The organism is Tardiphaga sp. 866_E4_N1_4 (assembly GCF_052076075.1).
Lineage (GTDB): Bacteria > Pseudomonadota > Alphaproteobacteria > Rhizobiales > Xanthobacteraceae > Tardiphaga > Tardiphaga robiniae.
Map to the genome: position 1 here is coordinate 315,703 of NZ_CP197242.1, position 25,214 is coordinate 340,916.

The 25,214-nt window shown below is 62.1% G+C and carries 24 protein-coding genes and 2 tRNA genes; 17 read left to right on the top strand and 9 right to left on the bottom strand.

Translation table 11 applies throughout. The annotated features are described in order from the left end of the window. Positions 1-58: 58 nt before the first annotated feature. Complete coding sequence (locus AB8B20_RS01675; RefSeq protein WP_439071495.1) at positions 59-1,096, top strand: polysaccharide deacetylase family protein; 1,038 nt, start codon at positions 59-61, stop codon at positions 1,094-1,096. On the opposite strand, the gene AB8B20_RS01680 is transcribed toward AB8B20_RS01675, so the two are convergent. After that, positions 1,093-1,317, bottom strand: a complete 225-nt coding sequence (locus tag AB8B20_RS01680; protein WP_089264591.1) for a DUF2842 domain-containing protein — start codon at positions 1,315-1,317, stop codon at positions 1,093-1,095. The two genes, AB8B20_RS01675 and AB8B20_RS01680, sit on opposite strands and share 4 nt — an antisense overlap. Positions 1,318-1,458: 141 nt before the next feature. Here AB8B20_RS01680 and AB8B20_RS01685 point away from each other — a divergent pair, with 141 nt between their 5' ends. Both AB8B20_RS01685 and AB8B20_RS01690 read left to right on the top strand, forming a co-directional pair. Next, entirely contained in the window at positions 1,459-2,550 is a 1,092-nt protein-coding gene (locus tag AB8B20_RS01685; RefSeq protein WP_439071496.1) for a COX15/CtaA family protein, read from the top strand. 119 nt (positions 2,551-2,669) lie between these two features. Next, on the top strand, positions 2,670-3,479 hold the full coding sequence (locus AB8B20_RS01690; RefSeq protein ID WP_439071497.1) for an FTR1 family iron permease: 810 nt from the start codon (positions 2,670-2,672) through the stop codon (positions 3,477-3,479). 19 nt (positions 3,480-3,498) lie between these two features. Here the strand turns inward: AB8B20_RS01690 and AB8B20_RS01695 are convergent, their stop codons facing one another. From AB8B20_RS01695 to AB8B20_RS01705, 3 genes are all read right to left on the bottom strand, one after another. Next, positions 3,499-4,779 carry an O-acetylhomoserine aminocarboxypropyltransferase gene (locus tag AB8B20_RS01695; RefSeq protein WP_068730964.1) on the bottom strand — a complete coding sequence of 427 codons (1,281 nt, stop codon included), beginning with the start codon at positions 4,777-4,779 and terminating at the stop codon, positions 3,499-3,501. A 147-nt stretch (positions 4,780-4,926) separates the two neighbouring features. Continuing rightward, complete coding sequence (locus AB8B20_RS01700) at positions 4,927-5,523, bottom strand: CoA-binding protein (RefSeq protein WP_439071498.1); 597 nt, start codon at positions 5,521-5,523, stop codon at positions 4,927-4,929. Between the two features lie 5 nt (positions 5,524-5,528). Then, positions 5,529-6,350, bottom strand: coding sequence for an enoyl-CoA hydratase (locus AB8B20_RS01705; protein WP_320443964.1), 822 nt, complete (start codon positions 6,348-6,350; stop codon positions 5,529-5,531). Positions 6,351-6,426: 76 nt separating this feature from the next. Between AB8B20_RS01705 and AB8B20_RS01710 the strand changes: the two genes are divergently transcribed. The 6 genes from AB8B20_RS01710 (at position 6,427) to AB8B20_RS01735 (ending at position 10,087) form a co-directional block, all read left to right on the top strand. Beyond that, entirely contained in the window at positions 6,427-6,858 is a 432-nt protein-coding gene (locus AB8B20_RS01710; RefSeq protein WP_068730919.1) for a PaaI family thioesterase, read from the top strand. Between the two features lie 151 nt (positions 6,859-7,009). After that, positions 7,010-7,474, top strand: coding sequence for a 50S ribosomal protein L13 (rplM, locus tag AB8B20_RS01715; RefSeq protein ID WP_068730918.1), 465 nt, complete (start codon positions 7,010-7,012; stop codon positions 7,472-7,474). Beyond that, complete coding sequence (gene rpsI / locus AB8B20_RS01720; protein ID WP_320443966.1) at positions 7,474-7,950, top strand: 30S ribosomal protein S9; 477 nt, start codon at positions 7,474-7,476, stop codon at positions 7,948-7,950. Before rplM ends, rpsI begins: the two co-directional genes overlap by 1 nt. Positions 7,951-8,194: 244 nt before the next feature. Beyond that, entirely contained in the window at positions 8,195-9,439 is a 1,245-nt protein-coding gene (locus tag AB8B20_RS01725; protein WP_439071499.1) for a diguanylate cyclase, read from the top strand. Between the two features lie 39 nt (positions 9,440-9,478). Continuing rightward, on the top strand, positions 9,479-9,712 hold the full coding sequence (locus tag AB8B20_RS01730) for a hypothetical protein (protein WP_439090625.1): 234 nt from the start codon (positions 9,479-9,481) through the stop codon (positions 9,710-9,712). Between the two features lie 78 nt (positions 9,713-9,790). After that, complete coding sequence (locus tag AB8B20_RS01735) at positions 9,791-10,087, top strand: antibiotic biosynthesis monooxygenase family protein (RefSeq protein ID WP_092142187.1); 297 nt, start codon at positions 9,791-9,793, stop codon at positions 10,085-10,087. Between the two features lie 77 nt (positions 10,088-10,164). Here the strand turns inward: AB8B20_RS01735 and AB8B20_RS01740 are convergent, their stop codons facing one another. After that, on the bottom strand, positions 10,165-11,304 hold the full coding sequence (locus tag AB8B20_RS01740; protein ID WP_439071501.1) for an AI-2E family transporter: 1,140 nt from the start codon (positions 11,302-11,304) through the stop codon (positions 10,165-10,167). Positions 11,305-11,426: 122 nt separating this feature from the next. On the opposite strand from AB8B20_RS01740, the gene AB8B20_RS01745 reads away from it, so the two are divergent. Then, positions 11,427-12,113: a hypothetical protein gene (locus tag AB8B20_RS01745; RefSeq protein ID WP_439071502.1), complete on the top strand. Its 687-nt coding sequence runs from the start codon at positions 11,427-11,429 to the stop codon at positions 12,111-12,113. A gap of 77 nt (positions 12,114-12,190) precedes the next feature. Here the strand turns inward: AB8B20_RS01745 and glnA are convergent, their stop codons facing one another. Together glnA and AB8B20_RS01755 are read right to left on the bottom strand one after the other, a co-directional pair. Continuing rightward, a complete protein-coding gene (gene glnA, locus AB8B20_RS01750) occupies positions 12,191-13,600 on the bottom strand; it encodes a type I glutamate--ammonia ligase (RefSeq protein WP_068730911.1) in 1,410 nt (469 codons plus the stop codon). Between the two features lie 229 nt (positions 13,601-13,829). Further along, on the bottom strand, positions 13,830-14,168 hold the full coding sequence (locus AB8B20_RS01755; protein ID WP_068730910.1) for a P-II family nitrogen regulator: 339 nt from the start codon (positions 14,166-14,168) through the stop codon (positions 13,830-13,832). Positions 14,169-14,610: 442 nt separating this feature from the next. Here AB8B20_RS01755 and AB8B20_RS01760 point away from each other — a divergent pair, with 442 nt between their 5' ends. Next, on the top strand, positions 14,611-16,107 hold the full coding sequence (locus AB8B20_RS01760; protein WP_309946209.1) for an NAD(P)H-hydrate dehydratase: 1,497 nt from the start codon (positions 14,611-14,613) through the stop codon (positions 16,105-16,107). 6 nt (positions 16,108-16,113) lie between these two features. Here AB8B20_RS01760 and AB8B20_RS01765 read toward each other — a convergent pair whose 3' ends face one another. Next, the gene (locus AB8B20_RS01765) at positions 16,114-17,430 is read right to left on the bottom strand and encodes a multicopper oxidase family protein (RefSeq protein ID WP_309944118.1); all 1,317 of its coding nucleotides are present in this window, start codon (positions 17,428-17,430) and stop codon (positions 16,114-16,116) included. 150 nt (positions 17,431-17,580) lie between these two features. Here AB8B20_RS01765 and AB8B20_RS01770 point away from each other — a divergent pair. From AB8B20_RS01770 to AB8B20_RS01795, 6 genes are all read left to right on the top strand, one after another. Next, positions 17,581-17,665 (top strand) — tRNA-Leu (locus AB8B20_RS01770). A 161-nt stretch (positions 17,666-17,826) separates the two neighbouring features. After that, a complete protein-coding gene (gene tig, locus AB8B20_RS01775; protein WP_093758783.1) occupies positions 17,827-19,179 on the top strand; it encodes a trigger factor in 1,353 nt (450 codons plus the stop codon). Between the two features lie 310 nt (positions 19,180-19,489). After that, the gene (locus tag AB8B20_RS01780) at positions 19,490-20,125 is read left to right on the top strand and encodes an ATP-dependent Clp protease proteolytic subunit (protein WP_089264576.1); all 636 of its coding nucleotides are present in this window, start codon (positions 19,490-19,492) and stop codon (positions 20,123-20,125) included. A gap of 445 nt (positions 20,126-20,570) precedes the next feature. Next, entirely contained in the window at positions 20,571-21,845 is a 1,275-nt protein-coding gene (gene clpX / locus AB8B20_RS01785; RefSeq protein WP_089264575.1) for an ATP-dependent Clp protease ATP-binding subunit ClpX, read from the top strand. A 307-nt stretch (positions 21,846-22,152) separates the two neighbouring features. Further along, positions 22,153-24,579, top strand: a complete 2,427-nt coding sequence (gene lon / locus AB8B20_RS01790) for an endopeptidase La (RefSeq protein WP_093758782.1) — start codon at positions 22,153-22,155, stop codon at positions 24,577-24,579. Between the two features lie 96 nt (positions 24,580-24,675). Further along, positions 24,676-25,092, top strand: coding sequence for a GFA family protein (locus tag AB8B20_RS01795; protein WP_439073007.1), 417 nt, complete (start codon positions 24,676-24,678; stop codon positions 25,090-25,092). A 16-nt stretch (positions 25,093-25,108) separates the two neighbouring features. On the opposite strand, the gene AB8B20_RS01800 is transcribed toward AB8B20_RS01795, so the two are convergent. Further along, positions 25,109-25,185, bottom strand: a tRNA-Val gene (locus AB8B20_RS01800). Positions 25,186-25,214 lie beyond the last annotated feature (29 nt).

The window sequence follows — 25,214 nt, forward strand, 5'->3', positions numbered from 1 at the left end:
AACAGTAATGACAATAGCCGACTGGCGAGAGGCATGACGCCGCTTGGGGGAATCTGCGGTGTCATACAAGACCGGTTCGCTGTTGGCGCTGGGCTTCGAGCTGACTTATCTCAGCGGCATGCACCGTCTGCTGGAACGCAGCCGGGGCGGTGCCGGTATCATCCTCAAATTCGAACGCGTGCGACCGCCCCGGCAGGATGCATTCCAGCCGCTGAAAGCCCACGAGATCACACCGTGGTTTCTCGATCGCACGATCCGCGCGCTGAAGCGCTGGCCCATCGATATCGTCGGTATGGACGAGGTGTGTCGCCGCGCCAGCGCGCCGCGTGCGGGACGGCGCTTCGTTGCGCTGACCTTCGATGGCGGCACGCGCGATTTCGTCGATTTCGCCTATCCGCTGCTTCAGGCGCATGAGGTGCCGTTCACGCTCTATTTGCCGAGCGCCTTTGCTGACGGGCTCGGCGCCATGTGGTGGCTGGCGCTGGAGCAGGCGATCGCAACGCATGATCGCATCAGCCTGATCATCGATCACCGGCAGCGGCATTTCGAGACGGCCACTATCGCCGACAAATATCGCGCCTATTACTATCTCGATAGCTGGCTGCGGACACTGCCGCCGCACGAACTGGCCGTTGCGGCGGACGATCTCTGCAAACGCTATTCGGTCGATAGTGCGACCCTGTCACATCATGCTGCGATGCATTGGGACGATGTGGCCACGTTTGCGGGCAATCCGCAGGCGACGATCGGCAGCAGCACGGTCAACTATCCGGCGCTCGCCAATCTCGGCGACAGCGCAGCATCGCGCGAGATCGCCATGGGACGGGCCGTGGCGCAAGCCGCGCTGCCCTATGAGCCGCGGCATTTCGCCTATCCGTTCGGCGATAAAGCCTCGTTCGACAGGCGGCACGTCGCGATGGTGGCGCAGGCCGGCTTTGCCAGTGCCGTGACATCGCTCCCCGGTGTCATCGAGGCCGATGGTGGATCGGATCTGCATGCACTGCCGCGGCTGGCCTGGGACGGCCGTCGACAATCGCTGCGCGCCTTGCGGGTGATGGTATCCGGCGTGATGCTCGGCGCGGGGGCGCGGCGCTAGCCGGCCTCGGGATCCACAGGATCGGCCTTGCCCATCCAGCTGATGATCGGCATCGCCGGGAGCACCCAGCCGAGGCCGGCGATGACATAGAAGGCTGCCTGCAGCCAGCCGTTATTGGCCAGCCAGGGGGTCTGCGCGATGGTCATGCCGAGCAGCGACCACACCACCACGAGGATCAGCAGAAAGATGGTTCCGAAGAATTTGCGGGTGCGGATGGTCATGACAGAAATGTGCGGTCCAAAGTCGGCCTGAGATCGGGGTAGGCAAAGTGCCCAACTTTGCAGGCCTTCGCGGGCGGACTATAAGGGGCTCGAAATTTCATTCAAGGCGCTGATTTTGCGGCTGTTCCCGAGACCCCTGCGATGACCGCTTCGTCCCAAACCCGCCCCAAGGAATTACGCCCGGTGCGCTGGTGGCTGATTGCCGTGGCCGCGATGATCGTGGCGATGGTGCTGGTCGGCGGCGCGACGCGGCTCACCGAGTCCGGCCTGTCGATTGTCGAATGGAAGCCGGTGACCGGCGCAATCCCGCCGCTCGATGAATCGCACTGGATCGCGGCCTTCGAGGCCTACAAGCAGATCCCGCAATATCGCGAGCTCAATTCCGGCATGACGCTCCACGAGTTCAAGACCATCTTCTGGTGGGAATGGAGCCATCGTCTGCTCGGCCGCGTCATCGGCATGGCGTTCCTGTTGCCGTTCCTCTGGTTCCTGTGGCGCGGCGTTCTCACCTCGGAACTGAAGAAGCGGCTGTGGGTGATCTTCGGGCTCGGCGGCCTGCAGGGCGCGGTGGGCTGGTGGATGGTGGCATCTGGCCTGACCAAGCGCGTCGAAGTCTCGCAATATCGGCTGGCGGCACATCTGATGCTGGCACTGATCATCTTCGCCGCCATCGTCTGGACGCTGCGCCGCCTGAGCGACCGTGCGCCGGTGCTGGCGGCAAGTCGCTTGCGCGTGACGAGCTGGGTATTGTTGGGGCTGACCTTCCTGCAGATCTATTTCGGTGCGCTGGTTGCGGGTCTGCGCGCCGGTCGCGTCTTCAACACCTGGCCGGAGATCGACGGCGCGCTGATCCCGTCTGCGTCGCGGCTGTTCTTCGAGGACCCGTGGTGGCGCAACATGTTCGACAACACGCTGATGGTTCAGTTCCAGCATCGCATGACCGCCTATGTGTTGTTCGCACTTGCGATCTGGCATGTGATCGATGCGATCCGCGCACGGGCAGGGGCACCGGTTGTCAATGGCGCGCTGTGGCTGGCGGCATCGATCGCGGTGCAGGCCGTACTCGGCATTCTCACGCTATTGCATCAGGTGCCGATCGATCTGGCGCTGACGCATCAGGCGGTCGCGATCGTGGTGCTGACGCTGGCGATCCTGCAGGTTGAGCGGATGAAGCCGCGCGGAGCGGCATTGACGGAGCGTCAGCTCGATCTCGCGGTCGGCAAGGCCGCCTAGCTGTTGCGCGTTACCGACTAGAACGATTGTAACGGAGTTGACGCAGTCGTGTGGCTGTGCGGCTTTCGCTCATGCGCACCGCGCAATAGATACGGCACGCCACCACACGGGATTGGGTCATGTCCTCCGCATTCATTCAGGCTGCCGTCATTCTGCTGCGCGAGGGTCTCGAGGCCATGCTCGTGATCGCGGCGCTGGCCGGCTATCTCCGGAAATCCGGCGGCGGCCATCGCGTGACCGCGCTCTATCTGGGCGCGCTGGCGGCGATCCTGGCCAGCCTGATCGCAGCCTGGGCCTTTGCGGTGTTCAATTCCGGCGATCACAGCGATGTCTTCGAGGCCATCGTCATCCTGTTTGCGGCGGGCCTGATGCTCTATGTCAGCGGCTGGCTGATGGTGAAGCAGGACCCGCGCGGTTGGCAGGATTATCTGGCGGCGAAGGCAGATCAGGCGCTGGCGCAGGATACGGGTCTCGCCGTCGCGATGCTGGCGTTTCTGGCAGTGTTCCGTGAGGGCGCCGAGACGGTGCTGTTCATCAACACGCTCGCGACCACCGAAGGTGGCTGGAGCGTCGGACTGTTCGGCGGTCTGGCGGCGGCGACCGCCGGTCTGGTCGTGCTGTTCTACTTCATCAACATGATTGCCCAGCGCATCCCGCTGCGGCCGCTGTTCATCATCACCTCTGCCTTCCTGTTCGTGATGGGCATCAAGTTCATCGGCGAGGCGATCCAGGAATTGCAGGAACAGGCGATGATCCCGGTGACAGACGCGCCGGGCAGCGCATTCCTGACGGCGATCGGTTTCAATCCGACGCTGGAAGCGCTGTCGATCCAGTTGCTGGTGGTGCTGTTCGCGCTGGCGACCTATTCAGTGTTCCAGCGCAATGCGCGCTTGATCCGCGAAGCGAAGGCGATGCGCGCCAAAGCGTGAGCGCGCATCGCAGTCCGGCTTACGCGTTCAACGCCTGTTCGAGATCCGCGATCAGATCTTCCTTGTCCTCGATACCGACAGACAGCCTGACAACGTCGGGTCCGGCGCCGGAGCGCGTCTTGGCTTCGTCGTCGAGCTGGCTGTGGGTGGTCGAGGCCGGATGGATCACCAGCGAGCGGGTGTCGCCGACATTGGCCAGATGCGAGAACAGTTTCAGGTTCGACACCAAGCTGACGCCGGCGTCATAACCGCCCTTTAGGCTGAAGGTGAACACGGCGCCTGCGCCCTTCGGCGCATATTTGCGCGCGAGGGTGTGATAGCGGTTATCCGACAATCCCGAATAATTCACCGCCGCCACTTTCGGATGTGCCGACAGCCATTCGGCGACCGCCTTGGCATTGTCGCTGTGGCGCTGCATGCGCAGCGGCAGCGTTTCGATGCCGGTCTGGATCAGGAATGCGTTGAACGGCGACAGCGCCGGGCCGAGATCGCGCAGGCCGAGTACGCGGCAGGCGATGGCGAAAGCGAAGTTGCCGAACGTCTCCTGCAGCTTGATGCCGTGATATTCCGGGCGCGGCTCAGACAGCACCGGGTATTTGTTGCCTTTCGACCAGTCGAAGGTGCCCGCGTCCACGATGATGCCGCCGAGCGAATTGCCGTGGCCGCCGAGAAACTTGGTCAGCGAATGCACCACGATGTCGGCGCCGTGGTCGATCGGCTTGATCAAATAGGGGGTCGCCAGCGTGTTATCGACGATCAACGGCACACCGGCCTTGCGGGCTACGGCAGCAACCGCCTCGATGTCGGTGATCGAGCCGGCAGGATTGGCGATGGACTCGATGAAGATCGCCTTGGTCTTGTCGGTCACCGCGCGCTCGAACGAGGGGACGTCATCGGGATCGGCCCACACCACGTTCCAGCCGAAGCTCTTGAAGGCGTGGCTGAACTGGTTGATCGAACCGCCATAGAGTTTGCGCGAGGCGATGAATTCGTCGCCGGGCTGCAGCAGCTGCTGAAACACCACGAGCTGCGCGGCATGGCCGGATGCGACGGCGAGGGCCGCGGTGCCGCCTTCCAGCGCTGCGACGCGTTCCTCGAGGACAGCGGTGGTTGGATTGGTGATGCGCGTATAGATGTTGCCGAAGGATTGCAGGCCGAACAACGAGGCGGCGTGATCCGCATCGTTGAAGACGAACGAAGTGGTCTGATAGATCGGCGTCGCGCGTGCGCCGGTGGTCGGGTCGGGCTGCGCGCCGGCATGGACGGCGAGGGTGCCGAAGCCTGGAATACGATCGTTCATCATCACTCCCTGTCGAATAGCGGTTTGTTGGCGCCAACCTGATCGGGCGCAGCGCCGCCGTCAAGGCGAGGCGGCATTTTGCCCTGACTTCGCAACAGTCGTGCTGCGCTGTGTCATTTCAAAGGAAATAAAATCGCGAAAGCGCCGTCAGGCGGTGTCGTTCTTGTTCTTGTTATTTTGCTGCGCAACGCGATCGGCCGCAGCGGTGCTGCCACCGCCAACACTGCTGCGATTCAGCGACAGCCGCATGCCCTGGGTCGGGATCGGTGCGCGCTTGGAGCTGAGTGTGCGCGAATTGACACCCATCCACTGGATCTCCGACGACAGCCGGCCATATTCGATCTTGGGGCAGCGGTTCATCACCACCTTGATGCCTGCGGCTTCAAGCTTGGCGGCGGCCTCATCATGGCGCACGCCAAGCTGCATCCAGACCACCTTGGGCAGCGGATTGAGCGTCAGTGCGAGTTCAACAATCGGCATGACATGCTCGGCGCTGCGGAAGATGTCGATCATGTCGATCGGGCGATCGATCTCCTGCAGCGAGGCGACGAACGGCTTGCCCAGCAGGCTCTTGCCGACCTGGCCCGGATTGATCGGGATCATGTCGTAGCCGCGTTCGGCGAGATACTTGAACACGAAATAGCTCGGCCGCACGTTTTGCGGGGAGGCGCCGACCATCGCGACGGTTTTGACGGTGTTGAGGATCTCGCGGATATAGGCGTCGTTGTAGCTGTCGTGGTTCATTTCAATTACCGGTCTTCCCACTTCGGCTCGCGCTTCGCGATGAACGCGCCGATGCCTTCCTCGGCATCGCGGGCCATCATATTCTCGGTCATCACTTCAGCGGCGAAGCGATAGGCGTCTGCGAGGTTCATCTCGGCCTGGCGATAGAAGGCTTCCTTGCCGATCTTGACCGTATGCGCCGACTTGCGCGCAACTTGCTCTGCCAGCGTGATCGCTGCATCGCGTTCGGTGCCCGCAGGCACCACGCGGTTAACCAGGCCGATCTCGCGGGCGCGGGTGGCGGAGATGGGCTCGCCGGTGAGCAGCATTTCCATCGCCTGCTTGCGCGGCACGTTGCGCGACAGCGCCACCATCGGCGTCGAACAGAACAGGCCGATATCGATGCCGGGCGTCGCAAATTTTGCGTGTTCGGAGGCGATAGCGAGATCGCAGCTCGCGACCAACTGACAGCCCGCGGCAGTGGCGACGCCGTGCACCGCTGCGATCACCGGCTTCGGCAGACGCACGATGGCCTGCATCATGGCGCTGCAGATCGTCATCATATGCGCGAAATAGGCGCGGCCGCGATCGGTGTCTGTACGTCGCGCGGTAAGTTCTTTCAGGTCGTGTCCGGCGGAGAAGACCGAGCCGTTGGCGGCGATCACCACGGCGCGCACGGTCTTGTCGCCGGCCAGGTCATCGAGGGCGGCGTGCAATTCGCCGATCAGTCCTTCGGAGAGACTGTTGCGGGCGGCCGGACGGTTCAGCGTCAACACGCCGATGCTGCCGACCGTTTCACGCAGAAGAATGGATGGCCGCGCTGTTTCCGCGCGTGCTGGTTGAACCATGACTTGAGATTCCATCGCTGGGCAGGACCGTCACCATATTGTAACAGGACGGCACAAGCGAGAGCAGGGTAGAGACATGGCGACTGCGAAAATGAGCGTGGCTGAACTCGAGGCGTTTCTGAAGCGCGAGTTCCCGCAGGCCTTTGGCGCCGGCGATATCGCGATTGAAAGCGCTGATGGTACCACTTGCCTGCTGCGCCAGACCTATGGCGAACGCATGCTGCGGCCGGGCGGTACGGTATCGGGGCCGACACTGATGGCCCTGGCCGATTTTGCCATGTACGTCGTGCTGCTGTCGGCAATCGGTCCGGTCGGTCTCGCGGTGACCACCAGCCTGAACATCAATTTCCTGCGCAAGGGCCTGCCGGGGCAGGATGTGCTGGCAGCCGCCAAGCTGCTGAAGCTCGGAAAACGCCTCGCGGTGGGTGAAGTGACCCTGTTGTCAGGCACTTCGGCCGATCCGATCGCCCATGTAACGTCGACCTATTCCATTCCGAACGTTGGGTAATTCCAAGGGTATTATAGAACCATAATTATAACGTAATGATTTAACTGGCGAATTCAGTCATATTTGGCATTGACGGAATCCGGTTCTCTATCTAGAAACGCGCTCAGTTCGGCGGATCACCGCCGATATCCCCTTTTCATGGATATTCACAATGAAGACGTTTTCGGCAAAGCCCGCCGAGATCACGAAGAAGTGGATCGTCATCGACGCCACTGGTCTCGTGGTGGGCCGGCTGGCCACGCTGGTCGCAATGCGGCTGCGCGGCAAGCACCTCCCGACCTACACCCCGCATGTCGATTGCGGCGACCATGTCATCATCGTCAACGCGGACAAGGTGGTTTTCACCGGCCGCAAGCGTGAAGACAAGGTCTACTATCACCACACCGGCTTCATCGGCGGCATCAAGGAGCGCACTGCAAAGTCGATCCTCGAAGGTCGTTTCCCGGAGCGCGTTGTCGAGAAGGCCGTTGAGCGCATGATCCCGCGTGGCCCGCTCGGTCGCGTCCAGTTCGGCAATCTGCGTGTTTATGCCGGTGCAGAGCACCCGCACGAGGCCCAGCAACCAGAAGCATTCGACGTTGGCGCGTTGAACCGCAAGAACAAGAGGGCCGCATAATGTCGGATACCATGCAGTCTCTCGACCAGCTGGCGTCACTGAAGGTGTCGGCTCCGGATGCGCCGAAGTATGTGAAGAAGATCGACAAGCAGGGCCGCGCCTATGCGACCGGCAAGCGTAAGGACGCTGTCGCTCGTGTCTGGATCAAGCCGGGCGCCGGCAAGGTTGTCGTCAACACCCGTGAAGTCGAAGTGTACTTCGCTCGTCCGGTGCTGCGCATGCTCATCCAGCAGCCGCTGGTCGCTGCAGCCCGCGCTGGCCAGTACGACGTGATCTGCACCGTTGCCGGTGGCGGTCTGTCGGGCCAGGCTGGTGCCGTGCGCCACGGTATCTCCAAGGCTCTCACCTGCTTCGAGCCGGATCTGCGCGGCGTCCTCAAGAAGGGCGGCTTCCTGACCCGTGACTCGCGTGTCGTCGAGCGCAAGAAGTATGGCAAGGCGAAAGCCCGCAAGTCCTTCCAGTTCTCGAAGCGCTAATTTCTGCTTCGATAAAATTTGCTGCAAATGCGGTGAATACAATTTTGAAAAGGGCGCCTTCGGGCGCCCTTTTTGCGTTCCGGGATATTCCAGATACCGACAGATTGATGCAGTTTTTCGTGAAAACTTGTGCAGGCGCGCAAACGGATTTCCAATCGGTACACTCGTATGTTCGATGATGGCGAAGAGGCCAGTCCGAATCATGATGGTTTGGAAATCTCGCAACAATTGCCGGTGCTCAAATATGTCGCTCGATTCTTCCACGCTCTATTTGGTGGCAACCCTGGTTGCGGCGATGTTGGGCGGGATGCTGCTGTTCTTCGGACGACAGGAAAAGATCGCGGCCCTCAACTGGTGGGGGCTGGCTTACCTGCTTGGCGCCGTATCGGTCGCATTGTGGACACTTGCCGCGTCGCTCCTGGGTGACGTGCTGTCTTTGGCATTCAATGCCGTGGGCTTCGTGGCCTGCGGCATGGTGTGGAACGCTGCGCGCGTGTTCCATGGCCGTAGCCCGAGCTGGGCTGGCCTGTTTCTCGGCGCCATCGCCTGGATCGCGGTCATCTTCGCCCTGCCGGCTGAGGCCGCGTCGCTGCGCATGACCATCGGCGCCGGCATCGTCGCGCTTTATGCGATGCTGACGGCGCATGAATTGTGGAACGAGCGTCGCAAGGCGGTGCAACGGCGGTGGCCGACCATTTTGGTGCCGATGCTGCATGGTTTCGTGCTGATGCTGCCGATCCTGCTCGGCGATCTGCTGCATGGCGATCACAGCAATTTCGGCAACAGCATCTGGGTCACGGCCTTTGCCGTCGAACTCGTGCTCTATGCGGTCGGCACGGTGTTCCTGATCTTCATGCTGGTGTCCGAGCGCGCGGTCACGGCGCACAAGGTCGCTGCGTCCTGCGATCCGCTCACCGGCCTGTTCAACCGCCGCGGCTTCTCCGAGGCTACGGCGCGGATGATTGAGCGCGAAGCGAAGGCCGGCCGCCCGGTCACAGTCATGATCTTCGACATCGATCACTTCAAGTCGATCAATGATCGCTTCGGCCATCCCGCCGGTGACGAGGTGCTGAAACTGTTCGCCACGGTCATCACGCATACGCTGCGGATCACCGATCTGTCGGGCCGCATCGGCGGCGAGGAATTTGCGGCGATGCTGCCGTGCAGCCTGGACGAGGCGATGCAGGCGGCCGAGCGCGTGCGCGAGGCGTTTGCGACCTGCGGCATCCAGGTCGACGAGGCGCCGGTCGCGACCACCGTGAGTATCGGCGTGGCCGGCGGACCGGCCGGCACTGAACTCGATGTCCTGCTGGCTGCTGCGGACACCGCGCTCTACCAGGCCAAGCGCAGCGGACGTAACCGCGTGCAGGCGGCGGAAGAAGAACCGCTGTCGCTGGAGCAGGGGCGCCGCGCTGCGGCGATCGGGCAAGCGGCGAAGCCGAGCGTCGTGCGGGCTGCGGTCACGATGACGGCAAGCGGCGTGCGATAAAGGATCCGTTTACCATTCGATCCCTATGGTCATCGCATGATGACCTCGCCTGACTCGACCTCCAATACTGCTTTGATGTCGCTTGAAGCGGCTGCCGCTTCGGCCCGTGCCGGCTTTGCCTGCATGTTCTCGAGCTCCGACGAATACGAGACCGCGTTGATTACCGAACGTCGTGCGCAGGGGCGCTACGGCGCGCAGCAAGGCAAACTGCCGGTCATCGCTTTCATCGGCTGCTGCGTCATGGTCGTCGGCACGGTTCTGCTGTTCGCCTGATCGCGTTTCCGCGCCGCCTTCACCGAACCCCGACTTTGCGGTAAAGACACCGACCGCAAAACAAAGGGTCGGGAAACCATGATCACTGAAATCGCACAGATCGACGTCAAGCCGGGCACCGAGAAGGATTTCGAGGCGGCCGTCGCCAAGGCGAAGCCGCTGTTCCTCCGCGCCAAGGGTGGCAAGGGTTTTGAGCTGCACAAGTCGGTCGAGATGCCCTCGCGCTACCGTCTCGTCGCCAAGTGGGAAACCCTCGAAAACCACACCGTCGATTTCCGTGGTTCGCCCGATTTCGCCGAATGGCGCGCGCTGGTCGGCCCGTATTTCGAAACGCCGCCTTATGTCGAGCACACCGAGACTGTGCTGACCACCTGAGTTCGATCAGTAGGTAAGGCGGATTAGCCAACGGGTCGCGCGAAACGCGCCCGATGATAAACTCCGCGTAGTCCGCCTTACGCCGCCATCGCCTTATCCTGCGCAGAGGCTTCGTCCTCTTCGCGCATGAAGTCGATGACGACCTTGACGATCGCCAGCACCGGCAGCGCCAGTGCGAGGCCCCAGACGCCGAACACCACGCCGAGCAGGATCTGGAACGCGAACAGCGTGGCGGGCGGAATGTCCAGCGCCTGCCGCTGCAGGATCGGGGTCAGGATGTAGCTCTCCAACGCATGCACGCCCATGAACAGCGCGAAGGCTGACGCGGCGGCGACCCAGCCCGAGGCGAGGCTGGCGAGCACGACGATCAACCCGCCGAGCAGGGCGCCAACGGTGGGAATGAAGGCGAGCAGGCCGGCCTGAACGCCGAGAATGAAGGCGCTGGGAATCCCGATCAGCTTCAGCCCGATCCAGGTAATGGCGCCGACCACCACCATGGTGAGCATCTGCGCGATCAGCCAGCGCTGCAGCGTGTCGCTGATGCGATCGACGATGACCGTCATCGGCGCGCGATGCTTCGCCGGCGTGAGATGCAACAGCCCTTTGCGATAGACGCTGGGCTGTGCGGCAAAGGACAGGCCCAGAAACAGCACGATGAAGAAGTTGCCGACCGCGCCGACGGTGCCGAGCAGGATCTTCAGTGTCTGGCTGACAATGGCGCCGCCTGATGATGCGATGGTGCCGGCGCTCGGCAGGCCACTACCCGACTTCGGCGTTGAGGTGGCGGGCGACGTGCCGGGCTCGGCGGGCGTATCCGACGTGATGCTGTTGAAATCGAAATAGCTGGTGTCGACGCCGTGCTGCTCAAGATAGGTCTTTACGTTGACGACCTGTGACTTGAGGGTGCCGGACAGCGTCTTGGCCTGATTGGCGATGGTCGACCCGCCCAGATACATCACGCCCACCAGCATCGCGGCGAGCACAATGCAGATCATGACGAGCCGCATTGGATGCGGGCCGCCCATGAAGCGCCCGGATAATTCCGTCAGCGCATTGAGCGCCACGCCGAGCAGGATGCCTGCGAAGATCAGGAATAGCGTTCCCGAGAAGTACCAGGCGAAGCCTATGAGGATCGCGAAGGACACCGTGGCGATGCCGCCCGCCGTGATCGCCCAGGCAAGGTCACTACGCGTCTGGACATTGGCTTCTGCGGGCACGGTGGATCCTTCGCATTGATTGGACTTTCACTGTTCCGTCAATTGCATCGGGGATCAAGACATATCGCCGCTTTGACGTCTCCGTCGCGATCGTGCATGGCCGATGGGGGAGGCCAATAATAATGAACATGCTGAAATGGGTCGGTCCGCTCGGACTGCTCGCTGCCCTGGTGATCGGCGATCAGATCCGGATCAACCGGCCCGCGCACAAATATCGGCTGACCATGGAGGTCGAGACGCCGGACGGCGTGAAGTCGGCCTCGAATGTCGTATCCGTGCATCCCTATCGGGGCTACCAACCTGCCGGCAAGGTGACGTCACGGGGCGATGCCGTGGTCGTCGATCTCGGCGGCGGCAGGAATCTTGCCGCGCTGATGTTGCATGACGACAAGGGCAGCGCGGATTTCGACGGCGCCAATTTCGTGGCGATGCGCGCCTATCAGGCAGCGGGGCGCAAGATCGCCTTTCGCGACGTCAGCAGCCAGACCGGCGCCGTTCCGGTCACCGGCGAATTAATGCCGGTGCTGGCCAGTTTCACAGACCCCCGGGATGCATCGACGGCGCGACGACTGCAGCCGGATGATCTGTCGCCCCTCGGTGTTGGCACGCGTCTGCGCGGCGTCACGGTGGAGGCGGTGCCGAATGGTCTGTGGCCGTTCGATTTCGGCGGGAGTCTCGGCGAGCCCGTTACGCGCGGCCTCACCACGAGACTGCCGTGGGCGGCCAGCGAAGCGGAGGCAGCTAGGGCGCTTGCGGCGATAGGCTTCCCGAACACGCCTGAACCGGCGATGGCTCTCGCCCGGAAATAGCGCCAGGAGAGGCGCAACGAAAAAGGCGCCCCGTTTCCGGAGCGCCTCGATCGTTTCGATGTAATCCCGGAAGGGAATTACAGCGAGTAGTACATGTCGAATTCGACCGGGTGCGGCGTCATTTCGTAACGCATCACTTCGGTCATCTTCAGTTCGATGTAGCTGTCGATGAAGTCGTCATCGAACACGCCGCCGTTCTTGAGGAAGCCGCGATCCTTGTCGAGGTTCTCAAGGGCTTCGCGGAGCGAACCGCACACCGTCGGGATCGACTTCAGCTCTTCCTTCGGCAGATCGTAGAGGTCCTTGTCCATGGCCGGACCCGGATCGATCTTGTTCTTGATGCCGTCGAGACCGGCCATCAGCATCGCGGCGAAAGCGAGATACGGATTGGCCATCGGATCCGGGAAGCGGACTTCGACGCGCTTGGCCTTCGGGTTGGTGGTGTAGGGGATGCGGCAGGAGGCCGAACGGTTGCGCGCGGAGTAGGCGAGCAGCACCGGGGCTTCGTAGCCGGGGACCAGGCGCTTGTAGGAGTTGGTCGACGGATTGGTGAAGGCGTTGATCGCCTTGGCGTGCTTGATGATGCCGCCGATGTAGTGGAGGCAGGTCTCGGAAAGATCGGCGTACTTGTTGCCGGCGAAGGTCGGCTTGCCGTCCTTCCAGATCGACTGGTGCACATGCATGCCCGATCCGTTGTCGCCAAAAACGGGTTTGGGCATGAAGGTGGCGGTCTTGCCGTAGATGTGCGCGACCTGATGGATGCAATACTTATAGATCTGCATCTGGTCGGCCATGTAGGTCAGCGTGTCGAACTTCATACCGAGTTCGTGCTGGGCGGACGCCACTTCGTGGTGATGCTTCTCGACCTTGACGCCCATGCGCGCCATCGCGCCGAGCATTTCCGAGCGCATGTCCTGCACCGAGTCCTGCGGCGGGACGGGGAAGTAGCCGCCCTTGGTGCGGATGCGGTGGCCGAGATTGCCGCCTTCATATTCGGTGCCGGAGTTGGTCGGCAATTCGGACGAGTCGAGCTTGAAGCCGGTGTTGTAGGGGTCGCTCGAGAAGCGGACGTCGTCGAACACGAAGAATTCGGCTTCCGGACCGACGAACACGGTGTCGCCGATGCCCATGGACTTGACCATGGCTTCGGCCTTCTTGGCGATGCCGCGCGGGTCGCGGTTATAGGGCTCGCCGGTGGAGGGCTCGAGAATGTCGCAGGTGATGACCATGGTGGTCTCTGCGAAGAACGGATCGATCGTCGCCGTTGCCGGATCCAGCATCAGCATCATGTCGGACTCGTTGATCGCCTTCCAGCCGGCGATCGAGGAACCGTCGAACATGGTGCCTTCGGCAAACATTTCTTCATCGACCATCGAGACGTCGAAGGTCACGTGCTGCCACTTGCCGCGGGGATCGGTGAAACGCAGGTCGACGTATTTGACGTCATTGTCCTTGATGGACTGCAGGACTTCTTTGGCGGTCGTCATGGGGCTCCCTACCTTTTTTGCGGGCCGATTTCCGGGACGTAACAATCTGTCGTGACGATCAGGTCACAACGGCATGTTTTCAACAAGACAAACCGTCAACAACAGAAGGCTGCCGAAGCAGCCTTTTTGGTGACGCCTTGAAGCGTTGAATGTCGGATAGCACCCGGCTTGGAGAGCGTCCAGTCCGTCAGGTCCTGCATTGCAGGTCCTGCGTCGCAGATCCTTGCCGTCAGATCGCGTCGAGTCCAGACTCGCCGGTACGGATGCGCACGGCTTCCTCGATGTTCGACACAAAGATCTTGCCGTCACCAATGCGGCCGGTTTGTGCGGCGCGACGGATGGCATCGATCGCCTTTTCGACGAGGTCGTCGCCAATCACGATCTCGATCTTCACCTTGGGTAGAAAGTCGACGATGTATTCAGCGCCGCGATAAAGTTCGGCGTGGCCCTTCTGACGGCCGAAGCCCTTGGCTTCCGTGACGGTAATGCCTTGCAACCCGACTTCCTGAAGAGCCTCTTTCACCTCGTCCAGCTTGAAGGGCTTGATGATGGCTTCGATCTTTTTCACTGAACGTCTCCCCGGCACTTCCAATCAGGCCGCAAGTTATTTGCCTCAAGTAGCTTTGACCATTGCGCGTTTTGCGCACACTGTTCGATACCCAATTTCGGGCGTTATTACGCTGCCGCCACGCCGCACAGACGAAATCTCGCCCGATGCGGTAGACGGTCGGCCACCCCTGTCTCTTGAACAGGTGTCTTTCAACATTTGCCGGTGAGCGCGACGGACCCGAAGCTGGCTTCCCTAAAAGCAGGGTCCGTGCCAAGTTCGCTCCTCGGCTATTTTTGAAGCATTATCAGGTTATTACATCGCACCTGACGAGGTTCGCATCAAGAGTATTCGATTACTTTTGCCTACATAGTGATCAAAGTGATCGCATGATGTGCAGTTTTACTCTGCTGCGTTCGCGTGTGACGCGAGTGCCTTCCAAAAAGGCGTAGTGAGAAGCGAGATGGATATTCTAACGACCGAGGAGATGGCGCGCGCTGATCAACTCACGATTGCGGCGGGCACGCCAGGCTTCAAACTCATGCGCGCCGCCGGACGGGCGGTCGCGGATGTGGCGGGCGAACTGGCCGAGGAGGGGGCGATCCTGGTCGTTGCCGGTCGTGGCAACAATGGCGGCGACGGCTTCGTCGCGGCGGCCGAGCTCGCGGCGCAGGGGCGTGACGTTTCAGTGATCCTGCTATGCGACCGGGCGACGCTGAAGGGCGATGCCGCGCTGGCTGCCAAGGGATGGAAGGGTGAGGTGCTGCCCTGTGATCCCTCCTTGATCGGGCAGCCGGCTTTGATCATCGATGCGTTGTTCGGCGCTGGGCTCAATCGTCCGGTCAAGGGCGATCCGCTGATCATGATCGACGCCATCAATGCGGCCGGCGTGCCCGTACTGGCTGTTGACCTGCCGAGCGGTATCAACGGCGATTCAGGGGCCGTGATGGGCGGCGCTATCAGGGCGACCGAGACCGTGACGTTCTTCAGGCCCAAGCCGGGCCATCTGCTGGTGCCGGGCCGGGTGCATTGTGGCCGGCTCCGGGTGATCGACATCGGCATCGACGAGGATGTACTGGCGGAAATCCGCCCGCAGACCTTCGAGAACAATCCGGACCTGTGGGCCGACGCGTTTCCGGTGCCGAAAATCAACAGCCACAAATTCTCGCGCGGTCATGCCGTGGTTGTTTCCGGCGACATCGCGTCCACGGGCGCTGCCCGGCTGTCCGCCCGCGCCGCCTTGCGAGGTGGGGCCGGGCTGGTGACGGTAGCGTCGCCGCGCGATGCGCTGACGGTCAACGCCGCCGCGCTGACGGCGGTGATGGTGCGGCCGGTGGATACGGCGGCGGAGTTCGCCGCGCTGATCGGCGGCAAGGTGTCCGCCTGCGTGATCGGGCCGGGCGCTGGCATCGGTGAACGGACGCGCATGTTCGTGGAGGCCATCCTGGCTGCGAAGCGACATGCGGTGCTCGACGCGGATGCGCTGACCAGCTTCGCGGAGGCGCCCGAACGGCTGTTCGGTCTGATCAAGGCCAGCCCGGAATCCGGTATTGTATTGACGCCTCACGAAGGTGAATTTTCGCGCATATTCAGTAAATTGGACGGGGAGCATCCAGCGTTATCTAAACTGGAGCGCGTTCGTCTGGCGGCGCAAGAGTCGGGCGCTATCGTGCTGTTGAAGGGGCCGGATACGGTCGTGGCATCGCCAGATGGCCGAGCCGCCATCGCTGCCAACGCGCCGCCATGGCTGGCGACTGCCGGTTCCGGCGATGTGCTGGCCGGCATTATCGGCGCGCTGCTGGCGCAAGGCGTTCCGGCCTATGAGGCCGCCTGTATCGGCGTCTGGATGCATGGCGAGGCGGGCAGCGAGGCTGGGCCGGGGCTGATCGCCGAGGATCTGACGGAGGTGCTGCCGGCGGTGTTCCGCCGGCTCTATGACCAGCTTGGTATCCAGTACTGAGAAGGCCTAGTCGACGCCGTACCAGCGGACCTGCCGCGGAGCGGCCCAGTCGGCGACGAAGGCCTCCATCAGCCAGCGCCCGACATTGTTGGCGGCAAAGGCGATGCGCTGGGTCTGGCCGACGTCCAGCGCCAGGGTGTCGAGCCAGAACGGCTTCCAGCCGTCATCGAGCCTGTCAAGCAGGCGGACGTGATGGCCGTGGATCTGGAATACCATCGGGCTGGTGGCCCGGTTGGTCAGCGCGAGCACCACGGTGCGGCCGGGCTTGGTCCGGAATGCCGGCGGTGTGCTGGCGGACAGATCGACCGGCTTCACCCATTCGGGACTGACGGCGCTCAGGGCCATATCGACGCGCAGCGCGCCCTTGAGATCGAGCTGAGCCGGCAAACCGTTGGAGGGCAGCGGCGCGGCGGCCGGCAGGGGCGTGGCCCGTAGCGGCGGATCGTTGGACATTTTGATCTGGCCGATCGGCCGGGCTGTCTTGCCGTCATGGAGCAGGATCGCCGAGGTCGATCCCGCCGGCCTGACGGCGTCGAGGAAGACGTCGACCCGGGTTCCGGGCGCCAGCACCACCTGATTGTTGCGGGCAGGGAATGGCTCCGAGGGCTGACCGTCGATGGCCATGACGCGGACCTCGTGATCGTCGAATTTCAGAGCAACCACATTGCGTTGGCAGCCATTGATGAGACGGAGTCTGAGCCGTTCATTGACGCGTGCCGACAGCTCCAGCGTGGATTTCCGGTTGATCAGGAACAGCGCGGCGGCGTCTTTCGGATCACTGGCGGGGGCGAGCAGACTGCCGTCCGGCCTGAGGCGGAAGTCCTCGATCAGCAGCACCTCGTCGCGGTCCACCTCCACCGGATCGCTCTCCTGGACGACCAGGCTGCGGACCTGGGACGGCAGCGCTTGACCGTCGCCGAGCAGGCGCATGTCCAGATACGACGTCCCGGCGCTGCGCATCTGCAGCTTGAGCGCGTCCTTGGCCCCGGCCGCGAGCGGCTTGCGGTCGAGCAGCGGCCCGGTCCCGGACGAGCCGTTAATGCCTCGGCAGTTCAAGACGATAGGGATAGGCAGCTGATTGGCGAGTTGAACTGTGATCTCGTCGCCGCGGTTGAAGCGCAGCGGACCCTTCTGGGGCGAATGGAGGGTCCAGGCCTCAGCGGAGGCGCCGGGCTTCACCGGGAAGGGATCAGCCTTGGCCTGTAGTTCCAGCGCGGCGACGGCTTGCGCGAGGCTGACCCGGGGCAGAATCGGGGCGATCAACGCGCTCCCGGCGCCTGCAAGCAGGGTCCGGCGCGTGAGGGGGAGAAAGCGGTTCGTCATGCCCAAATCCCGACCATTTTGCCGCGCCAAAGTCCAGTTGCCGGGGCTGCGGCAAGTAAGCCGTTATGTGACCATTTTTTTGCTGCGAACCACGGTCCCCATGTTATAAGCCCGCCGCTCGCGACATCGCGGCCGGACATGATGTTTTTCGCGGGCGTGGCGGAATTGGTAGACGCGCTGGATTTAGGTTCCAGTGACGAAAGTTGTGGGGGTTCGAGTCCCTCCGCCCGCACCAAGCGCACATAGCGTTTGACCATGACGATTTTCGGACGTGTTTCCGCAAGGTTGGCCTTGCAGAGACAGTTCGCACCACCGGCGCAGGCTCTGGCCTGATGCCGCACAGATTTACAATGTCCGGGCCATTGGGCCGGACCAAGCGGGAAGAAGATTGACGCCATGCAGGTGAATGAAACCCTCTCCGAGGGATTGAAGCGCGAGTTCTCGGTCAACGTGCCGGCTGCCGACATCGAAGCCAAGGTCGATGCGCGCCTCGATGACATGAAGGGCAAGGTCAAGCTCAACGGCTTCCGCCCGGGCAAGGTTCCCGTCGGTCACCTGAAGCGTCTCTATGGTCGCTCGGTTGCCGCCGAGACCGTCGATGAATTGATCCGCGACACCAACACGCAGATCTTCACCGAGCGTGGCTTCAAGCTCGCTTCCGAGCCGAAGATCACCATGCCGACCGAGCAGAAGGAAGTCGAAGACATCCTGTCGGGCAAGTCGGACCTCAATTACACCGTCGCTATCGAAGTCGTGCCGCCGATCGCGCTCGCCGATTTCAAGAGCTTCACCGTCGAGAAGCCGGTGGCCGAAGTGACCGATGCGGACGTCGATGAAGCCATCAAGCGCGTCGCCGATCAGAACCGTTCGTTCACCGAGAAGACTGGCAAGGCCGAGTCAGGCGACCGCGTTACGGTCAACTTCAAGGGCACCATCGACGGCGTCGCCTTCGAGGGCGGTACCGGCGAGGAGATCCCGGTTGCGATTGGCTCCAACACCTTCATCCCGGGCTTCGAGGACCAGCTGATCGGCATCGCCGCCGGCGAGACCCGCACCCTCAAGGTGTCGTTCCCGGTCAACTATGCGAGCGAGACGCTGGCCGGTAAGGCCGCTGAGTTCGAGACCACCGCGGCCAAGGTGGAATCGCCGGTCGACACCGTGATCGACGACGAGTTCGCCAAGACCCTCGGCCTCGAGTCCCTCGACAAGCTGAAGGAAGCTGCACGCGAGCGTCTGGTTGCCGAATTTGCCGGTGCGACCCGCCAGCGCGTCAAGCGCCTGCTGCTCGACCGTCTCGACGAGACCCACAAATTCGATGCGCCTCCGTCGCTGGTCGACGAAGAGTTCAAGCTGATGTGGAATTCGATCCAGCAGGAGATGGCATCGTCGGGCAAGACCTTCGCCGACGAGGACACCACCGAAGAAGCCGCTCAGGAAGAGTACCGCAAGATCGCCGACCGCCGCGTGCGCCTCGGTCTCGTGCTCTCGGAGATCGGCGAGAAGAACAAGATCACCGTCAGCGATGACGAGGTCAGCCGTGCCGTGATCGAGCGCGCCCGCTCGATGCCGGGCCGCGAGAAGGAAGTGTGGGACTTTTACCGCAGCAATCCCAACGCGCTGGCCCAGCTTCGTGCACCGATCTACGAGGACAAGGTCGTCGACTTCATCCTCGAACTGGCCAATGTGACCGAGAAGAAGGTGTCCAAGGACGACCTCTACAAGGACGAGGACGAGAAGACTGCGGCCTGAGCCGCAGCTTCTTAGAAGACGTTAAAAGAAACGCCGGCCGGGTCCTCCAGCCGGCGTTTTGACGTTAAGGATACCGCTCGAAACAGGTTCCAAAAGGGCTCCAGCGCTTTGCGGTGGCCGTCCGAATCGGCTTGAACTGAGGTTCAGGGCGGCATGTGGACCGGTGGTCTTGTTGCTGCTCGATTGGTCCATATCTGTGGGCTCTGTTTGTTGTTCCTGCATCACGGGACGTTCGTCCTCTCCCGGCAAACCGTAACCGGTTCCAGTCTTGCCGATGGACGTGTGTCTCCTCCAACCTTTCGGGTGATCAATGCGCGATCCGGTAGAAACCTACATGAACCTCGTCCCGATGGTGGTCGAACAGACCAACCGCGGCGAACGGGCTTACGATATCTTTTCGCGCCTTCTGAAGGAGCGCATCATCTTCGTGACCGGTCCGGTCGAAGATGGCATGTCGACGCTGACCGTTGCCCAGCTTCTGTTTCTCGAAGCCGAGAATCCGAAGAAGGAAATCTCGATGTACATCAACTCGCCCGGTGGCGTGGTGACGTCGGGTCTGGCGATCTACGACACGATGCAGTTCATCCGTCCGCCGGTGTCGACGCTGTGCGTCGGTCAGGCCGCGTCGATGGGCTCGCTGTTGCTGACGGCTGGCGCAAAGGACATGCGCTTTGCGCTGCCGAACGCCCGCATCATGGTTCATCAGCCGTCAGGCGGCTTCCAGGGCCAGGCCACCGACATCCTGATCCATGCCAAGGAAGTCGAGAGCCTGAAGCGCCGGCTCAACGAGATCTATGTGAAGCACACGGGACGTGCTTACGAGGACATTCACAACGCGCTCGAGCGCGATAACTTCATGACGGCGGATCAGGCGAAGGATTTCGGGCTGATCGACAAGGTCATCGACAAGCGCGCTGAAGAATCGACCCCGGCGAAGCCGGCCTAAACGACGCCGTTTCGGCGAACATATCGAGACCGAGACAGACGGCGCCCGCGCGCCGCCTGTCCCAAGCAAGCCATATCGATCAAGTTATTCCCGAATTGGTACTATGTGCCGACGCCAGCAGACGCGAGAGTTCCGCTTTCGTGCTGGTCGGGTGGTGTCATTCACGCAACGTTCCCCAATTTTCGGGGTTCTCCCGCGCAAATGCCGCAAATCACGCTATTGTCACGCTCCAGGCGATGGAGCCGATTAGCGAATTCTTGATCATCGGCTGTCAGCATGGTTCGCTGATGCGGATCGGTTAGTATCGCGGGGATTCGAGTGAGCCGTGATTCGAGCGGCATTCTGGAACGAGGTCTTTTTTGGTACGGATTTTGCTCTATCTACGGGATATGTCCCGTAACTGGGCGACCGGCAGACAAAGATCGAACGGCGGACGGAGATAGGAATGAGTAAGGTCGGTACCAGCGACTCCAAGAACACGCTGTATTGTTCGTTCTGCGGCAAGAGCCAGCACGAAGTTCGCAAACTGATCGCGGGTCCTACCGTCTTCATCTGCGACGAATGCGTTGAACTCTGCATGGACATCATCCGCGAGGAGAACAAGTCTTCGCTGGTCAAGTCGCGCGACGGCATTCCGACGCCGAAGGAAATCTGCAAGGTGCTCGATGATTACGTCATCGGTCAGTTCCATGCGAAGAAGGTTCTCTCGGTCGCGGTGCATAACCACTACAAGCGCCTCAACCATCAGACCAAGCACAACGACGTCGAACTCGCGAAGTCGAACATCCTGCTGATCGGTCCGACTGGTTCGGGCAAGACGCTGCTCGCACAGACGCTCGCCCGCATTCTGGATGTGCCGTTCACGATGGCCGATGCGACGACGCTGACCGAAGCCGGTTATGTCGGTGAGGACGTCGAGAACATCATCCTCAAGCTGCTGCAGGCGGCCGACTACAATGTCGAGCGTGCGCAGCGCGGCATCGTCTATATCGACGAAATCGACAAGATCTCGCGCAAGTCGGACAATCCGTCGATCACCCGTGACGTGTCGGGTGAGGGCGTGCAGCAGGCTCTGCTGAAGATCATGGAAGGCACCGTTGCCTCCGTGCCTCCGCAGGGCGGCCGCAAGCATCCGCAGCAGGAATTCCTGCAAGTGGATACGACGAACATCCTGTTCATCTGCGGCGGTGCGTTCTCGGGCCTCGAGAAGATCATCTCGTCGCGCGGACGGACCACCTCGATCGGCTTCGCAGCGCAGGTTCTGGCACCCGAAGATCGCCGCACCGGTGAGATCTTCCGCCACGTCGAGCCGGAAGATCTGCTGAAGTACGGCCTGATCCCCGAATTCGTCGGCCGTCTGCCAGTGGTCGCGACGCTCGAGGACCTCGACGAGACCTCGCTGAAGAAGATCCTGATCGAGCCGAAGAACGCGCTGGTCAAGCAGTACCAGCGCCTGTTCGAGATGGAGAACATCGAGCTGACCTTCGCCGATGAGGCGCTGGGTGCGGTGGCCCGCCGGGCTATCGAACGCAAGACCGGTGCACGTGGTCTGCGGTCGATCCTGGAGAGCATCCTGCTCGAAACCATGTTCGATCTGCCCGGTCTGGAAGGTGTCGAGGAAGTCGTCATCTCCAAGGAGGTTGTGGATGGGACGGCTCGCCCGCTCTACATCTACGCCGACCGTTCGGACCGGACCGCGGAGAGCAGCGCAAGCGCCTGATCCACGCGGCTTTCGGGCCCATCGACTTAAGTTCAATAGGCGGCTGCCGGTGATCGGCAGCCGCCTATTTTATTGCTGCTACGCTCTGTAAACCGCCCTTGTTCATGGGTATTTCCGCGACTTGACACCCCCCCGGCCCATAGCCACCTAATGCTCTCGGCGAACACAAAATCTCCCTCAAGATTCGCCATAACGATCCGGACACGTAGAGCCTGAGACGGCCGAGCAAAGACGGAAAATCGGCACCTTGTGCGGTTGCGCCATCGGGCGGACTGCTTGCAAGGGGGCACAGCAAAAGGAATGGGCCATGACTGCCTCCAAACCCCGGCCAACCATTGTTCACGGCGAAAGCCACTCCTATCCGGTGTTGCCGCTGCGCGACATTGTCGTCTTCCCGCACATGATCGTGCCTCTCTTCGTTGGCCGCGAGAAATCGATCCGCGCGCTCGAAGAGGTGATGAAGAATGATGCGCTCATCATGCTCGCCACGCAGAAGAATGCGTCGGACGATGATCCATCGCCGGACTCGATTTACGAGATCGGTACGCTCGCCAGCGTGCTGCAGCTTTTGAAGCTTCCCGACGGCACCGTGAAGGTGCTGGTGGAAGGGCTCGAGCGCGCCAAGGTCGAGAAGTATTCCGATCGCACCGAATATTACGAAGCGACGGCGGTCGCGCTGGCCGATACCGATGCCAAGAGCGTCGAGGCGGAAGCGCTGTCGCGTTCGGTGGTCTCGGACTTCGAGAGCTATGTGAAGCTCAACAAGAAGATCTCCGCCGAAGTCGTCGGCGTGGTGCAGGCGATCACTGACTTCGCCAAGCTCGGCGACACGGTCGCGTCGCATCTCGCCGTCAAGATCGCGGATCGCCAGGGCATCCTGGAAACGCTCTCCGTCACCGCGCGCCTGGAGAAGGTGCTTGGGCTGATGGAGAGCGAGATCTCGGTGCTGCAGGTCGAGAAGCGCATCCGCTCGCGCGTCAAGCGCCAGATGGAGAAGACCCAGCGCGAGTACTATCTCAACGAGCAGATGAAGGCGATCCAGAAGGAACTCGGCGACGACGAAGGTCGTGACGAGCTGGCCGACATCGAAGAGAAGATCGCCAAGACCAAGCTGTCGAAGGAAGCCCGCGAGAAGGCGCAGCACGAGCTGAAGAAGCTGCGCCAGATGTCGCCGATGTCCGCGGAAGCGACCGTCGTGCGCAACTATCTCGATTGGCTGCTGTCGATTCCGTGGGGCAAGAAGTCCAAGGTCAAGAAGGACCTCGCGGCGGCGCAGGCCGTGCTGGACGACGATCACTACGGGCTCGAGAAGGTCAAGGACCGCATCGTCGAGTACCTCGCGGTGCAGACGCGCGCCAACAAGCTGAGCGGGCCGATCCTGTGCCTCGTCGGACCTCCCGGCGTCGGCAAGACCTCGCTCGGCAAGTCGATCGCCAAGGCGACCGGACGTGAGTTCGTGCGCGTGTCGCTCGGCGGCGTGCGTGACGAGGCGGAGATCCGCGGACATCGCCGGACCTATATCGGTTCGATGCCCGGCAAGATCATCCAGTCGATGCGCAAGGCCAAGACGACGAATCCGCTGTTCCTGCTGGACGAGATCGACAAGATGGGCGCCGATTTCCGCGGCGATCCGTCGTCGGCTCTGCTTGAGGTCCTTGACCCCGAGCAGAACGGCACCTTTGCCGATCACTACCTGGAGGTCGACTACGATCTGTCGAACGTGATGTTCATCACCACGGCGAACACCCTGAATATTCCGGGCCCGCTGATGGATCGTATGGAGATCATCCGGATCGCCGGCTACACGGAGAACGAGAAGGTCGAGATCGCCCGCAAGCATCTCATTCCGATCGCGCTCTCGAAGCACGGTCTGGATGCCAAGGAATGGTCGATCGACGACGACGCCTTGCTCTTGATGATCCGCCGCTACACCCGCGAAGCGGGCGTGCGTAATCTGGAGCGCGAGCTCTCCACACTGGCCCGCAAGGCCGTGAAGGAGCTGATGCTCTCGAAGAAGAAGGTGGTGAAGGTCACCGAGAAGAATCTCGAAGAGTTCCTGGGCGTGCCCAAGTATCGCTACGGCGAGATCGAGAGCGACGATCAGGTCGGTGTCGTCACCGGTCTGGCATGGACGGATGTCGGTGGTGAATTGCTCACCATTGAAGGCGTCATGATGCCCGGCAAGGGCCGCATGACCGTCACCGGCAACCTGCGTGACGTGATGAAGGAATCGATCTCGGCGGCAGCATCCTATGTCCGCTCGCGTGCGATCAACTTCGGGATCGAGCCGCCGCTGTTCGAGCGGCGCGACATCCACGTCCACGTGCCCGAGGGTGCAACGCCCAAGGACGGTCCGTCCGCAGGCGTGGCGATGGCGACGACGATCGTGTCCGTGCTCACGGGCATTCCGATCCGGCACGATGTCGCCATGACCGGCGAGATCACGCTGCGCGGCAGGATCCTGCCGATCGGTGGTCTGAAGGAGAAGCTGTTGGCAGCGGCCCGCGGCGGCATCAAGACGGTGCTGATCCCCGAGGACAATGCCAAGGACCTCACCGAGATCTCCGACGCCATCAAGGGCGGGCTGAATATCATCCCGGTCGCCCGGATGGACGAGGTGATCGCCAACGCCCTGGTGCGGGCACCGAAGGCGATCGTCTGGGAAGAGGACACCAAGCTGCCGGTGAAGGCCGACGGCGCGGAAGAGGCCGGCAGCGGCCTGACGGCCCACTAAGGCCGACATCCTCGATAGCAATCAGCGGCGCCCTTCGGGGCGCCGTTTTTTTGTGGCATCATGGCGGCGGACAAAGACGTAGCGAAGGAAGGCGCGATGCAGATCGACGGCCGATGCCACTGCGGCTTCATCAGCTATCGCGCGACGATCGATCCGCAGCGGGTGTCGATTTGCCATTGCACGGATTGCCAGACCATGACCGGCTCGGTCTATCGCGTCACGGTGCTGACGCCGGCTGACACGATCGAGATGACGGGCGGTGCGCCGAAGATCTATGTCAAGCGTGGCGACAACGGTCTCAACCGGCTGCAGCACTTTTGCGGGGACTGCGGCTCGCCGATATTCGCCAGTGGCGAGGAGGCGGAGGATAACGAGTGGGGGATTCGTTGGGGCAGTATCCGCCAGCGCGCCGAGCTGCCGCCACGACGTCAGATCTGGTGCCGGTCAGCCGCGTCCTGGATTCATGATCTTGCGGAACTGCCAGCGCGGCCGAAGGGATCGAACGATCCATAGCGGCCCAGGGAGGTGGTGGTAGGCGGCGAGAGATTCGAACTCCCGACCCTCTCGGTGTAAACGAGATGCTCTAACCAGCTGAGCTAGCCGCCCTCGGGCAATCACCCTCACGGCCTCTCTTT